At 73.9% G+C, this 13176-nt stretch carries 11 protein-coding genes; 2 read left to right on the top strand and 9 right to left on the bottom strand.

Annotated elements, in window-relative coordinates; all coding sequences use genetic code 11:
- Positions 1-2: 2 nt before the first annotated feature.
- Complete coding sequence (locus tag ACBI99_RS10865) at positions 3-857, bottom strand: crotonase/enoyl-CoA hydratase family protein (RefSeq protein ID WP_357590814.1); 855 nt, start codon at positions 855-857, stop codon at positions 3-5.
- Positions 858-998: 141 nt separating this feature from the next.
- On the opposite strand from ACBI99_RS10865, the gene ACBI99_RS10860 reads away from it, so the two are divergent.
- Positions 999-2423, top strand: coding sequence for an LCP family protein (locus ACBI99_RS10860; protein WP_308126170.1), 1425 nt, complete (start codon positions 999-1001; stop codon positions 2421-2423).
- On the opposite strand, the gene ACBI99_RS10855 is transcribed toward ACBI99_RS10860, so the two are convergent.
- Genes ACBI99_RS10855 through ACBI99_RS10840 form a run of 4 tightly spaced genes read right to left on the bottom strand, consistent with a single transcriptional unit; the run spans position 2398 to position 5714 of the window.
- Positions 2398-3354 carry an asparaginase gene (locus ACBI99_RS10855; protein ID WP_375072216.1) on the bottom strand — a complete coding sequence of 319 codons (957 nt, stop codon included), beginning with the start codon at positions 3352-3354 and terminating at the stop codon, positions 2398-2400. The two genes, ACBI99_RS10860 and ACBI99_RS10855, sit on opposite strands and share 26 nt — an antisense overlap.
- A complete protein-coding gene (locus tag ACBI99_RS10850) occupies positions 3347-4171 on the bottom strand; it encodes an amino acid ABC transporter permease (RefSeq protein ID WP_219517358.1) in 825 nt (274 codons plus the stop codon). The genes ACBI99_RS10855 and ACBI99_RS10850 overlap by 8 nt, the downstream gene beginning before the upstream one ends.
- Positions 4168-4812: an amino acid ABC transporter permease gene (locus ACBI99_RS10845; protein ID WP_219517356.1), complete on the bottom strand. Its 645-nt coding sequence runs from the start codon at positions 4810-4812 to the stop codon at positions 4168-4170. Before ACBI99_RS10845 ends, ACBI99_RS10850 begins: the two co-directional genes overlap by 4 nt.
- The gene (locus ACBI99_RS10840; protein WP_219517353.1) at positions 4812-5714 is read right to left on the bottom strand and encodes a glutamate ABC transporter substrate-binding protein; all 903 of its coding nucleotides are present in this window, start codon (positions 5712-5714) and stop codon (positions 4812-4814) included. Before ACBI99_RS10840 ends, ACBI99_RS10845 begins: the two co-directional genes overlap by 1 nt.
- A 116-nt stretch (positions 5715-5830) precedes the next feature.
- Between ACBI99_RS10840 and ACBI99_RS10835 the strand changes: the two genes are divergently transcribed.
- Positions 5831-6970, top strand: coding sequence for an ROK family transcriptional regulator (locus tag ACBI99_RS10835; protein WP_364168887.1), 1140 nt, complete (start codon positions 5831-5833; stop codon positions 6968-6970).
- Positions 6971-6981: 11 nt separating this feature from the next.
- Here the strand turns inward: ACBI99_RS10835 and ACBI99_RS10830 are convergent, their stop codons facing one another.
- The 4 genes from ACBI99_RS10830 to ACBI99_RS10815 form a co-directional block, all read right to left on the bottom strand.
- Positions 6982-7986: an enolase C-terminal domain-like protein gene (locus tag ACBI99_RS10830; protein WP_219517349.1), complete on the bottom strand. Its 1005-nt coding sequence runs from the start codon at positions 7984-7986 to the stop codon at positions 6982-6984.
- A gap of 10 nt (positions 7987-7996) precedes the next feature.
- Positions 7997-9355: an MFS transporter gene (locus ACBI99_RS10825; protein WP_375072215.1), complete on the bottom strand. Its 1359-nt coding sequence runs from the start codon at positions 9353-9355 to the stop codon at positions 7997-7999.
- 144 nt (positions 9356-9499) lie between these two features.
- Positions 9500-10660 (bottom strand): VWA domain-containing protein, encoded by a 1161-nt coding sequence (locus tag ACBI99_RS10820; protein ID WP_375072214.1) that lies wholly within the window; start codon positions 10658-10660, stop codon positions 9500-9502.
- Positions 10653-13010: a DUF5682 family protein gene (locus ACBI99_RS10815; RefSeq protein ID WP_375072213.1), complete on the bottom strand. Its 2358-nt coding sequence runs from the start codon at positions 13008-13010 to the stop codon at positions 10653-10655. Before ACBI99_RS10815 ends, ACBI99_RS10820 begins: the two co-directional genes overlap by 8 nt.
- Positions 13011-13176: the final 166 nt, after the last annotated feature.

Raw genomic sequence — 13176 nt, 5'->3', positions numbered from 1 at the left:
GCCTAGAGATCGCCGGGCCAGGAGGGCAGGCCCGGGGGCAGGTCGCGGCTGACCTTCATGGGGAAGTCGGCGGGCCGTTTCTCCAGGAACGCGGTGACGCCCTCGACGGCGTCGGCCGACGGGCCGAGCTCGGCCATCAGGCGGGAGTCGGCGGCGTGCGCCTCCCACGGGGAGGCGGCCGAGAGGCCGGACCACATCAGGCGGCGGACGGCGGCGACGGAGACGGCGGAGGTGTGGTCGGCGATCTCGCGGGCGAGGGCGTGGGCGGCGGGCAGCAGGTCGCCGGGGGCGAGGACGCGGGAGACGAGCCGGCCGCGCAGCGCCTCGTCGGCGTCGAAGACGCGGCCGGTGGCGGCCCACTCCATGGCCTGGGCGATGCCGGCGATCCTGGGCAGGAACCAGCTGGAGGCGGCCTCGGGCACGATGCCGCGGCGGGCGAAGACGAAGCCGAACCGCGCGGACGTGGAGGCGAGGCGCACGTCCATGGGGAGGGTCATCGTGACGCCGACGCCGACGGCGGGGCCGTTGATCGCGGCGATGACGGGCTTGAGCGAGCTCGCGATCCGCAGCGCGACGGTGCCGCCGCCGTCGCGCGGGTGGCCGTCGACGAGCTCCGGCGCGTCCTTGACGTGGCCGAACGTGCCGCCGCCCGAGCCGAGGTCGGCCCCGGCGCAGAAGGCGCGGCCGGCGCCGGTGACGACGACGGCGCGCACCTCGTCGTCGGCGTCGGCGCGGTCGAACGCCTCGATCAACTCACCGCGCATGGTCAAGGTGAACGCGTTGAGCCGTTCGGGGCGATTCAATGTGACTGTCGCGATCCGGTCCGCCACCTCGTACTCGATCTCAGAGAACGCCATGGACCGAATCTTATTCGGTCGTAGAAGTTCACTCATTCATAAACGTAGATTTCGTATTTTGTCCGTAGGCTGCCGCCTCGATTCGGCCTACGGCGAGGCCGTCGGGGAAGCGGGGATGGTGTGGTCCAGGGAAGGATTCGGGTGGGTGCCGTCAAGGTTCTCGGGTGGCTGGCGCTGGCCGCGCTGGCCCCGGGCGCCGCGCACCTGCGCGCGGGGTGGCGCAGGACGGGCCTGGTGCTGCTCAGCTGCTACGCGGCGCTGCTGCTGGCCCTGCTGTGGGTGGTGCTGACCTCCGGCGGCCTGGCCGGGCTGGCGGGCACGCTCGTCGACGACGCCTCGATCACCGTGGCCGCGGCCGGCTCGGCGGTGCTGGGCGTCGCGTGGTTCGCGATGATGGTGCACTCGTTCGTGGTGCTGCGGCCGGGCACGCTGCGCCAGAGCGAGCAGATCGTCACCGGCACCGTCGCCGGCCTGCTGGCCGTGGCGGTGATCGTGCCGTTCGGCGCGACCGCGCAGTACGCCTGGACCTCCCGCGACCTGATCAACAGCATCTTCAAGAACCCCACCTCCGACCCCCGGGCGCAGGGCGAGCCGGTGCGCCCCGAGGACCCGTGGGCGGGCCGGGAGCGGGTCAACATCCTGCTGCTGGGCGGCGACGCCGACGACCACCGGCCGGGCGTGCGCACCGACAGCATGAACCTGGCCAGCGTCGACGTGGCCACCGGCAACACGGTGCTGATCAGCCTGCCGCGCAACCTGGAGGACGTGCGGTTCAAGCCGGGCACGCCGATGGCCGAGCGCTTCCCCGACGGCTTCCGGCTGCCCGCCGATCCCGGCGGCGGCCGCAGCGACCTGCTCAACAGCGTGTGGGAGTACTCCGACGCGCACCCGGAGATCTTCGGCGGCAGGAAGCACCAGGGCGCCCGGGTGCTGATGGAGACCATCGGCTACACGCTCGGGCTGGAGGTCGACTGGTACGCGCTGGTCAACATGTGGGGGTTCGCCCGGCTGATCGACGCGATCGGCGGCGTCACGCTCACCGTCGAGCAGGACGTGGTGTTCGGCCGCTACAACGAGGGCCTGGTCAAGGCGGGCACGCGCAGGCTGAAGGGCGCCGACGCGATGTGGTACGCCCGCTCGCGCACCAACAGCGACGACTACACGCGGATGCGCCGCCAGCGCTGCGTGCTGGGGGCGCTGCTCGACCAGGCCGACCCGGCGACCGTGCTGAGCCGGTTCAACCAGGTCGCGGCGGCGACCAAGGAGCTGATCCAGACCGACATCCCGCGTGACATGCTCACGCACCTGGTGCCGCTGGCGATGAAGGTGCAGCAGGCCGAGGTGACGAGCATCCAGTTCGTGCCGCCGCTGATCCACACCGGCAACCCCGACTGGGACAAGATCCGCGCCCTGACGCGCAAGGAGATCCGCGAGTCCAGCGGCGCCGCCCCGGTCGTGGCCTCGGCGACGCCCTCCCCCACCAGGACGAAGAAGCGCGACCCGGCCCGGGCTCAGCAGGACGAGGACCCGGCCAGGGCACTCACGGACGGGTGCGGGAAGGTGTGACGATCCGCCCCACGGGCACGCCGCCGCCGAGCACGTCCACGCTCTCGAACGCGGCGGCGCCCGTCACGTCGCAGCCCATCCGGCGCAGCACGTCCAGGGCGATGACGGTGGTGGCGCGCGGGCTGCCGTCGATGACCTTGACCGCCGCCGCGTGACCGGAGCCGAGCGCCACGACCAGCACGCCCTCCGCCCCGCCCTTGACCAGCGCGCCGGGCAGGGCGCGCATGAGCTCGGTGTTCTGGTGGCCGGTGCCGCCGACGTACTCGGGGTGCTCGCGCATCGCGTCGGCGACCTGGCGCGGGGCGCTGCCGGGCGCGGCGCGCACCAGCGCCTGCACGGCGCGGGCGAGCCCGGTCAGCGACAGCCCGAACAGCGGCGCGCCGCAGCCGTCCACGGCGACGTGCGCGGCCTTCTCCCCGGCCAGCTCCTCGGTGACCGCGCGGACCGCCTGCTGGAGCGGGTGGCCGGGCGCCAGATAGGAGGCGGTGTCCCAGCCGTTGGCGACGCAGGCGGCCAGCATGGCGGCGTGCTTGCCGGAGCAGTTCATCCGCTCGCGTGACGGAGTGGCGCCCGCCCGGACGAGCGCGTGCAGCGTGGCCTCGTCCTCGGGCCAGGACGCCGGGCAGGCCAGCGCGCCGAAGCCGAGCCCGTACGCGGCGAGCAGCTCGCCGACGAGCCGGACGTGGAAGTCCTCGCCGGTGTGGCTGCCGGCCGCGATCGCCAGGCTCGGCCCGGCCAGCGCCGCCCCGGCGGTCAGGCAGGCCAGCGCCTGGAACGGCTTGGCGGACGAGCGCGGCAGCACCGGCGCCTCCACCGGGCCGAGCGCCACCTCGGCGCGGCCCGACGGGTCCAGCCCGACGGCGCCGCCGTAGTGGACGCTCTCGGTGAAGCCGGAGCGTACGACCTCGGCGAGGACGGCGAGTTCAGGCACGGGCGAGTCTCCTCTTCGGTACGGCGAGCCGCTGGCGGGCCTCCAGCGTGCGGGCCAGCTTGGACAGCGACAGGTTGACCAGCAGGTAGATGAGGGCGACGACCAGGTACGTCTGGATCAGCAGCCCGTTGTACGCGGCCAGCACCTTGCCGCTGTAGAGCAGCTCGGCGTAGCTGACGACGAAGCCCAGGGAGGTGTCCTTGAGCAGGCCGACCGACTGGCTCACGATGGACGGCAGCACGCGCCGGGCGGCCTGCGGCAGCACGACCAGGCGCATCGTCTGGAAGCGGGTGAGGCCGACGGCCAGGCCCGCCTCGGTCTGGCCGCGTTCGACCGACAGGATGCCGGCGCGGAAGATCTCGGCGAAGGCCGCCGCGTTCGACACCGCCAGCGGCACCACCAGCTTCCAGAACAGCGGCAGGTCCAGCCCGTACCGGGGCAGCGCGAACAGCACCACGTACACCAGCAGCAGCGCCGGGATCGTCCTGACCACCTCGACGTAGGCGGCGGCGGGCAGCCGCACCCAGCGCCGGTGCGACAGCCGGCCGAGCGCGAGCATGATCCCGGCCGCCATGGCGAGCGCGGCGGTGACGACGGCGGCCAGCGCCGTGGACCACAGCCCGTCGAGCAGGTAGCGCCACATGGGCCAGGTCGCGTACGGCTGCCAGCGGGCGGCCTCGAGCTGCCCGTTGGCGGCGAACTGGCGCACGGCCAGGGCGGCGAGCGCGATCGCGGCGAGGGCGCCGAGGACGGTGGCGACGCGGATGCGGCGGCGGGCCCGGGGACCGGGCTCGTCGAAGAGCGCGGTGCTGCTCATCGGAGGATCACCAGCCTGCGTTCGAGCCGCCCGGTGACGAATCCGGCGCAGGCGGCGATCAGCGCGTAGGCGAGCCCCGCGCCGACGAAGATCGGGATGGGCTGGGCCTCGGTCAGGTTGACCCGGTTGGCCGCGGCGGTCAGGTCGACCACGCCCACGGCGGCGGCCAGCGAGGTGTTCATCGCGGTGGCGATGAAGATGTTGCCGATCGGCTGCACGACCGTGCGGAGCGCCTGCGGCAGGATGACGTGCCGCAGCGACTGGGAGAACGTCAGCCCGATCGCCCGCGCCGCCTCGCCCTGCCCCTTGGACACGGCGTTCACGCCGGAGCGCAGCGCCTCGGCGAGGTAGGCGGCCTCGTACACGGCGATGACGACGATGGCCGTGGTCAGCAGGCCGGCCTGGATGCCGATCTCGGGCAGGCCGAACACCGCCAGCACGAGCAGCACCAGCAGCGGCAGGTTCTGGAACGCCTCCACGTACGCGGTGCCGATCGCGCGCAGCACGCGTACCGGGCTCACCCGCAGCGCGGTGACGAGCACGGCGAGCACCGCCGCGCCCGCGAAGGACGCGGCGGTGAGCTGCAACGTCACGATCAGGCCCCGCCACAGCTCGGGCAGGTGATCGAACAGGACGGACATCAGGACCCCGGCACGGAGCCGATCTGGGGCGGCGCGGGCGCGTCGCCGGTGACGACGGTGCCGATGGAGTTCTTCCAGATCCGCTGCCAGACCCCGGCGTCCTGGCTCTTCTTCAGCCACGTGTTGAGGAACTTCTTGAAGTCCTCGTCCCCGTGCTTGAGCCCGATCCCGTACGGGTCCGCGGTGAACGGCTTGGTGACGATCTCGATCGACGGGTCCTTCTGCGCGTTGGCCACCAGCAGGGTCTCGTCCTGCACGTAGGCGACGCCGCGGTCCTGCTTGAGCGCCTGCATGCACTCGGGGTCGCTGCCGAACGTGATGATCTCGGCCTGCGGGGCCAGCTTCTTGATCGCGGGGATGGCCGGGGTGTTGGCGCCCGCCAGCACCTTCTTGCCGTTCAGGTCCTCCGGCTTGGTGATGCCGGTGGTGCCCTTCTTCACCGCGATGGTCAGGCCCGAGGTGTAGTACGGCCCGGCGAAGGAGACCTGCTCGGCCCGCTCCGGCGTGATCGTGTACGTCTGGAACACGACGTCCACGGTGCCGTTGGCGAGCAGCGCCTCCCGGGTCTCCGACGCCGAGTTGACGATCTTCACCTTGGGCTCGCCGATGATGTACGTGGCCAGCGCCTTGCCCAGGTCCGCGTCGAAGCCCTCGATCTCGCCGGTGACCGGGTTCTGCTGCGAGAGCAGCGGCGCGTCCAGCGATCCGCCGACGATGAGCTCGCCGCGCTTCTTGATCTTCTCCATCGTGGAGCCGGGCAGGATGTCGGCCGCGGCGGCCACGGGCGCGCCGGCCAGCACGTCGGCCTTCTTCGACGCCCCCGGCACCGCGGGGCTGCTCGCCTCTCCGCAGGCGGCGAGTCCTAACACGGCCACGGCGAGCGCGGCGACCATCCTCTTCATGTCCAACTCACTTCCTATCTTCGTTCGATATCGAAGACAACGCGGACGCTAGTGGTCTTTTTCGGAGCAAGTCAAGCGATTGTCGAACTTATGGGACACGTGATATTCATCTGCTCATGGATCAGCGGCTGCCCGTACACGGGGCGCAGGGCGACCTGCTGAGGCTCGTCGCCTTCGGCGAGGCCGAGTCGCGCGCCGACCTGGCCCGGTTATCAGGGCTGGCCGCCTCCAGCGTGTCGCTGCGGGTGGAGGAGCTGATCGAGGCGGGACTGCTCGCCGAGGAGGGCTCCGGCCCCTCACGCGGCGGGCGGCGGCCCCGGCGGCTGCGCCTGTCCCCCGGCGCGGGCGTGCTCGCCGTCGCCGACCTCGGCGCCCACCACGCCCGGCTCGGCCTGCTGGACCTGAGCGGCGTGCCGTTCGTCGTCGAGGAACGGCCCTGCGAGATCGCCAAAGGCCCCGAGCACACGCTCGGCTGGCTGGCCGACGCCTTCGACGACCTGCTCGCCGCGCACGTGCCCGCCACCGTGCCGCTGCGCGGCGTCGGCACCGGCATCCCCGGCCCCGTCGACCCCGCCACCAGCCGCGTCGTCAACCCCTCCCGCATGCCCGGCTGGAACGACTACCCCGTCGCCGAGAGCCTGGCCGCCCGCTACGACCTGCCGATCCTGGTGGAGAACGACGCCAACCTCATGGCCGTCGGCGAGGCCCGCTCCTGGCCGGGCAGCGAGAACCTGATGGTGCTCAAGGCCGGGACCGGCATCGGCTGCGGCATGATCGTCAACGGCCGCCTGCACCGGGGCCGGGGCGCGGCCGGCGACATCAGCCACGTCCCCGTCCGCTCGGCCGCCACCGTCGTGTGCGCCTGCGGGCACGCCGACTGCCTGGAGGTGCACGCCAGCGGCGCCGCCCTGGCCGGGGCGCTGGCCGCCGCCGGGATCGAGGTGGCGCGCACCGCCGACATCGTGGCGCTGGTCAACGACGCCGTCCCGGAGGCCACCAGCCTGGTGCGCGGCGCCGGGCGGCGCATCGGCGAGGTGCTGACCGCGCTGGTGAACTTCTTCAACCCCGACGTGGTCGCCGTCGGCGGCAGCCTCTCGGCCGCCGAACCGCTGGTCACCTCGATCCGCGCCACGGTCTACGAGCGGTGCCTGCCGCTGGCCACCCGCGACCTGGAGATCGCCCCCGCCCGCGCCGGCCGCGACGCCGCCCTGCTCGGCGCGGGCGCCCTCCTGCTGGACGCCGCCCTGTCAGGCTGAACCGGCAGCGGTCAGGCGTGGAAGTAGTCCTTGGCCAGGCGTCGCACCCGGGTCTCGTCGACCGCGTGGCCGAGGCCCGGCTGGGTGAACGGGACCGCGATCACGCCGGCGTTGGCGCCGACGATCGGCTCGACGATCTGGTTGTTGCGCGGCGGCTGCGTCACGTCGCACGGCAGCGTGCAGCCGGGCAGAGCGGCGACGGCGACCGTGGCGGCGCGCGACGGACCGGCGCCCTCGCCTCCGGTGCACTGGATGTCCCAGCCCGCCGCCGACGCGCGGTCGTGGGCGCGGCGCGCCTCGCTCAGCGACGGGAACGCCGAGGGCCGCAGCAGCAGCACCTTGGCGGCCCGGACCGTCAGGTAGTCGTCCAGGTCGGCGGTGGTGCGCAGCTCGACCGCCACCGAAGCGGTCACCTGGTCCTGGAGCGCGGCGTGGGCGAAGACGTCGGTGGCCGCGAACGGCCGCTCGATGACCTCGATCCCGTACGAGTCGAGCGCCACGAGCTGGGCGTCGTCGGTGTAGGAGCCGGCGCAGTCGACGGCCAGCGTGAGCGCCGGATAGGCGGCGCGCACAGCGCGGACGGGCTCGACGTCCCAGCCGGGCCGCACGTCGAGCGTGACGTGCCCGTAGCCCGCGCACACCTGCTGGTTGACCCGGGTGACCAGGCTCTCCAGGGAGGCGTCGGGCGTGAGCCGGACCGTGGCCATCAGCGAGGTGCGGGTGCCGCCGATGGCGTCCGCCAGCGGCACGCCCCGCATCCGGGTCCACAGGTCCCAGCAGGCCAGGTCCACGGCCGGATCGTCGCCGGGGACGCTGTCGGGATGCTCCCAGTCGACGCCCACGAGCTCGGCGCCGAGCGTCTCCTCCAGGCGGGACCAGGCTTTCGGGGCGGGACTCACGGCCTCACCCCAGCCGATCATGCCGCCGTGATCCGTGAGCTTCACCAGGAGGCTCTCCGTGCGCCTGCCGAACGGCAGGACCACACGGAACACCTCAAGCTCGCGCACTCGCGGCATGTACCCCCCCTTATGACGCGGTCCCCTCCAGTGTGCCCGCCCCGGCAGGCTGGGCAAAACGCGGGGCCAGGATCGCGGCCAGGAGGGCGAGCGCGACGGTGAAGCCCAGTCCGACAAGGTACGCCTCTCCGGCCGCGGTGAACAGGGCGCCGGTGACCGCGACGGCGACGACGGTGAACACCGACTCGCCGACGCCGAGCGCCGCGCTGTTCTGGCCTTCCTCGCCGGTCCTGGACATCTCCAGCACCATCACCGACACCGTCGGGTGCAGGGCGCCGATGCCGAGCCCGGCGACGGCCATGGCCACGTACGCCAGGGCGATGGGGACCGCGTCCACGAGCACGAACGACACGAGCGTGATGCCGGCGGCCACCATGAGCGCGCCGCCGCGCAGCGCGGTCAGGTTGCTGATGGTGCCGCGGCCCTTGATCCACGAGCCGGTGGACCAGCCGAGCGCGCCGATCGTGAGGACGATTCCGGCGCCGGTGGGCGTCAGGCCGCGCTCGTTGATGAGCATGAGCGGGATCAGCACCTCGGCCGCCATGAGCGCGCCGTAGGCCAGGCCGCGCAGCACGGGCGCGGTCGGCAGCCCGCGGGCGGCCCGCAGCGCCCCGGCCGGGAGCAGCCGGGGCAGGGCGACGGCCAGCAGGACCACACCGGCGGCGAGCAGCGGGACGCCGCTGAGCTGGAGCGCGCTGCCGTACTGGATGAGGGCGGCGGCCGCGGCCGTCACCGTCGCCCAGACGAGCTTGCCGCCCAGGCCGGGGGCGGGCTCGGCGGCGCCGTCACCGCCCGCCTGACCGCCCGCCTGGCCGCCCGCGCCGCGCCACAGCAGCAGCGCCGCGGGGATCACGATGAGCGTGACGCCCCAGAAGATCCACCGCCAGTCGGTGTTCTCCACCACGAGCCCGGCGATCGCGGGGCCGACCATCGACGGCACCACCCACGCGGCCGAGAACAGGGCGAACACCTTGGGATGCATCTCCCCGGGATAGACCCGGGCCACCAGCACGTACAACGCGACCTGGATCAGCCCGGCGCCCAGCCCCTGCACGAACCGGCCGGCGACCAGCACCTCCATGGTCGGCGCGAAACCGGCGACGAGCAGCCCGGCCACGAAGCCGACGACGCCGGTCGCGATGGGCTGCATCGGCCCCCGCACGTCGCTCCACCGGCCGCCGAGCACGGTGGCGATCACGCTGGCGGCCAGGGTGGCGCTGAAGGCCAGGTTGTACAGGTGCATGCCGCCCAGCTCGCGGGCGACCACGGGCATGGCCGTGGCCACCGCCATCGCCTCGAACGCCACCAGCATCACCAGCGCGACCAGCCCGACGCTGACGGCCCGGTAGCGGGCTGAGACCACGCTCACGGGAGGCGATTCAACGGTAATAGTCATGATCGGAAGCTATAGCGAACCCCCTGCTCAGCACATCGGGCGCAGGGCGTAGGCCGTTCGCCCTAGGGCGGCCCTGCCGTCATCGTCGACCGGCGCGCCGACGCCCCAGGCTGCCCCTCAGGGCCCGGCCCCACCCCCGGGGGCGCTCAGGTTGACCTCGGCCCACCGCCCGAGATCACGCCGCTCGATCGCGGCCGCCATCAGGCCGGGGAAGGCGTCCGGGGTGCAGGCGAACGCGGGCACCCCCATCGCCGCGAGCGCCGCCGCGTTCTCCCGGTCGTAGGAGGGCGCGCCCTCGTCCGACAGCGCCAGCAGCACCACCACCTGGACGCCCGCCCGCGTCATCGCGTTGACGCGGCGCAGCATCTCCTCCCTGACCCCGCCCTCGTACAGATCGCTGATGAGGATGAACAGCGACTCCGCCGGCCGGGTCAGCAGCCCCTGGCAGTAGGCGACCGCCCGGTTGACGTCGGTGCCGCCGCCCAGCTGGGTCCCGAACAGCAGCTCCACCGGATCGTGCAGCCGGTCGGTCAGATCCGCCACCGCCGTGTCGAACACCACCAGCGACGTCTTCAGCGAACGCATCGAGGCCAGCACCGCCCCGAACACGCTCGCGTACACCACCGACGACGCCATCGACCCGCTCTGGTCGACGCAGAGCACCACCTCCCGCCCGACCGCCCGCTGCCTGCGCGCGTGCCCGACGAGCCGCTCCGGCACCACCGTGCCCGTCTCCGGCAGGTAGTTGCCGAGATTGGAGTGGATCGTCCGGTTCCAGTTGATGTCGGCCACCCGCTTCGGCCTGCGCGTCCGGGCCGCCCGGTCGAGCGCGCCCGTCACGGCCGCCCTGGTCCTCTGCGCGAGCCGGCGTTCGAGCTCCGCCACCACCGACCGCACCACCGCCCGCGCCGACTCCCGCGCCCGGTCGGGCATCACCCGGTTGAGCGCGATCAGCGTGCCCACCAGATGCACGTCCGGCTCGACCGCCTCGAGCATCTCCGGCTCCAGCAGCAGCCGCGTCAGGTCGAGCCGCTCGATCGCGTCACGCTGCATCACCTGGACGACCGGCGCCGGGAAGTACGTCCTGATGTCGCCCAGCCACCGTGCCACCCTCGGCGCCGACGCCCCCAGCCCGCCGCCGCGCCCCTCCCGCCCTTCGTAGACGGCCGCCAGCGCGCCGTCCATGCCCAGGTCGGCGCCCCCGAGCCGGTGACCGGTCCCGTCGGCCTCCCCGCCGCCCATCACCAGCCGCCACCTGCGCAGCCGCTCGTCATCCATGCCGCCTCCCGAGAATCGCCAGCACCGTCGTGGCGGCCGCCGCCGCCCGCTCCGCGTCCAGCTCCCGCTCCCCCTCCGGCCCGCCCGGCGCCCCCGCCGACCGCACCCGCTCCCCGATCGCCCGCCTCTCCGGTACGGCGAAGCCGCCGAACGTCCGCCTGAGCAGCGGCAGCACCTCCACGAACTGCTGGTCGCCGAGCCCCGACAGCCACGCGTCGACCAGCCCCAGCAGGCGCGGATCGTGCACCAGCAGCAGCCCGCCGCCCGCCAGGAACCCCTCGATCCACGCCGCCGCCCGCGCCGGCGGCCCGCCCCGCGACATGGCCCGCGACATCCGGTCACCGGCGTCGCCGAGCTCCCCCGCGTCCAGCAGAATCCTGGTCAACCGGCCCTCCACCAGGCCGTGCAGCTCCGGCCGGTCACAGATGCCGCGCAACGTCGCCAGCCACCGCCCCCGCGGCCCCTCCCCCCGTCCGTCGCCGTCCTCCTCCAGCAGGGCCACGGCGGCATGGACGGCATCGACATGCTCCAGCAGGGCAGCCGCGGCCCCGTCGTCCAGCGCGGCCACCGATACGGGCAGGCCGACGCAGATCCGGTCCAGCATCGAACGCACGATCACCGCCAGCCCCTCCGCCGGCGTCCCCCGCACGTCCCCGTAACGGTGGGCACGCGCCATCGCGGGCAGCGCCGCCATCAGGTGCGTCACGTCGGTGTCGACCGCGGCCCTGGCCGACAACGCCCCCAGCACCTCGGGCAACGCCTCCGGCAGATCGGCCAGCAGGCATTGCTCGACCAACCCGGTCAACCCCGCCAACGACAACCCACCCCCAACGCCCCCAGCCCTTCGCCGGGCTGCGAGCCCTGGAGCGGGGGCGGGCCCACCGCCCCTCCCCCCGGGCCCGGGGGCGGCCCCTCCTCTTCCCCCAAGCCCAGGAGCAGGAGCGGGGGAAGCCCCGGGAGCCGGAGCGGGCCCGGTTCGTCCGCGCACGGGGGCTGGGGCGGAGGCGGGGGTGGTGGCCTGGTCGCGGGCGTGGCGGGAGGCGGCGGCCGCCACGGTCGTGCCCAGGGCCGCCCGTTCGATGAGCGCCAGGTCGAACTCCGGCCGCCACCGCAACGCCCACGACTCCCGGAACGTCCCCTTCCCCCGCGCCTCCACCGGCTCCCCCCAGCCCACGCCGAGCAGCCGCAGCCGATGCAGCAGGCGGCTGCGCGCCAGGTCGAGCGCCTTGCGCAGGTCGAGGTCGAGCCGCCGGTCCGCCGCCTCCGGCCGCAGCCGCGTCACCCGCTGCTGGTCGCGCAGGTCACGCTGGAGCGGCACCATCGGCGTCCCGTCGGTGACCCGGCCCAGCCGGTCGCCGACGACCATCCGCCGCTGCACCAGCTCCACCGCCAGCTCGTCACCCTCGCACAGCACCGCCCTGACCGCCTCGGTGACCTCGCCGAGCCCGGCGAGCGGCCTGCCGCGCAACGCCGCCAGCCCCTCCGCGAGCCGTACGGCCTCGATCACGTGCGCGGGCGACACCGCCAGCCCCTCCTCGCGCAGCACCGCCGCCGCGCCCGCCAGCCACCGCTCCACCGGCCGGTCCGGCACCGTGAACAGATGGTCGTACCAGCCGGGCGAGCTGACCCCCGCCCCGTAGCCGCTCCACCAGGCCAGCCGCCCGTACGTCCACGGCACCCACGTCAGCGCGGCCTTCACCCGCGGCATCCCGCGCAGGACCGCGTCGTCGTCCTTGACCGGCGGCAGCGGCCCGGTCAGCGCGGGCACGTGCCAGGCGCCGCACACGACGGCGATCCGCTCGTGCCCCTCCTTGACGGCCACGCGCAGCGTCCTGCGCATGTACGCCTCGCGTCTGGCCTCCCGGCCGGCCGGCACGTACCCCTCCCGGACGGCCGCCATCGCCTCGGCGATCACCTCGAACGGCGTGTCGCCCCGGTGCTCGACGACGTCCTCCCACCACCGCTCCGGATCGTCGTACCCGGCGGCCTCCGCGAGCGCGCCGATGGGATCGGTCTCCCGGGGCCGCTCGTCCTCGTCCGCCGCCAGGCTGCAGGCCGCCGGAAGGTCGCAGAAGCGTACGGGGACGCCCGCCTCGGTGGCGTACAGCATGGCCTGCCACTCCGGCGAGAACGCCGCGAACGGCCAGAACGCCGCCGCGTCGGGCCTGCCCGGCACGTGCGCCAGCAGCGCGACCGGCGGCTCCAGCTCGGGCGCCAGCCCGACGAGCCCGTCGGCCTCCGGCGGCCCCTCGATCAGCACCACGCCGGGCCGCAGCCGCTCCAGCTCGGCCCGCACCGCCCGCGCCGACCCCGGCCCGTGATGCCGCACCCCGAGAACCGTCACCCCCACCGCTCCCCCACCTCCCCACCCCGAACCGCCCCCGGAAACCAACCCCCCGGCACCTCCTCGTCACACCGCCCCACCCCCGAAGCCCACAACCCCCTCAGCGGACACGCCACCCCCGCAAGGCCAGCCACCGTCAGCGAGCGCCCCACCCCCGCAAGGCACGCGACCT

It is taken from the genome of Nonomuraea sp. ATR24 (assembly GCF_041950485.1).
Lineage (GTDB): Bacteria > Actinomycetota > Actinomycetes > Streptosporangiales > Streptosporangiaceae > Nonomuraea > Nonomuraea ceibae.
This window is presented reverse-complemented; position numbering and strand designations above follow the sequence as displayed.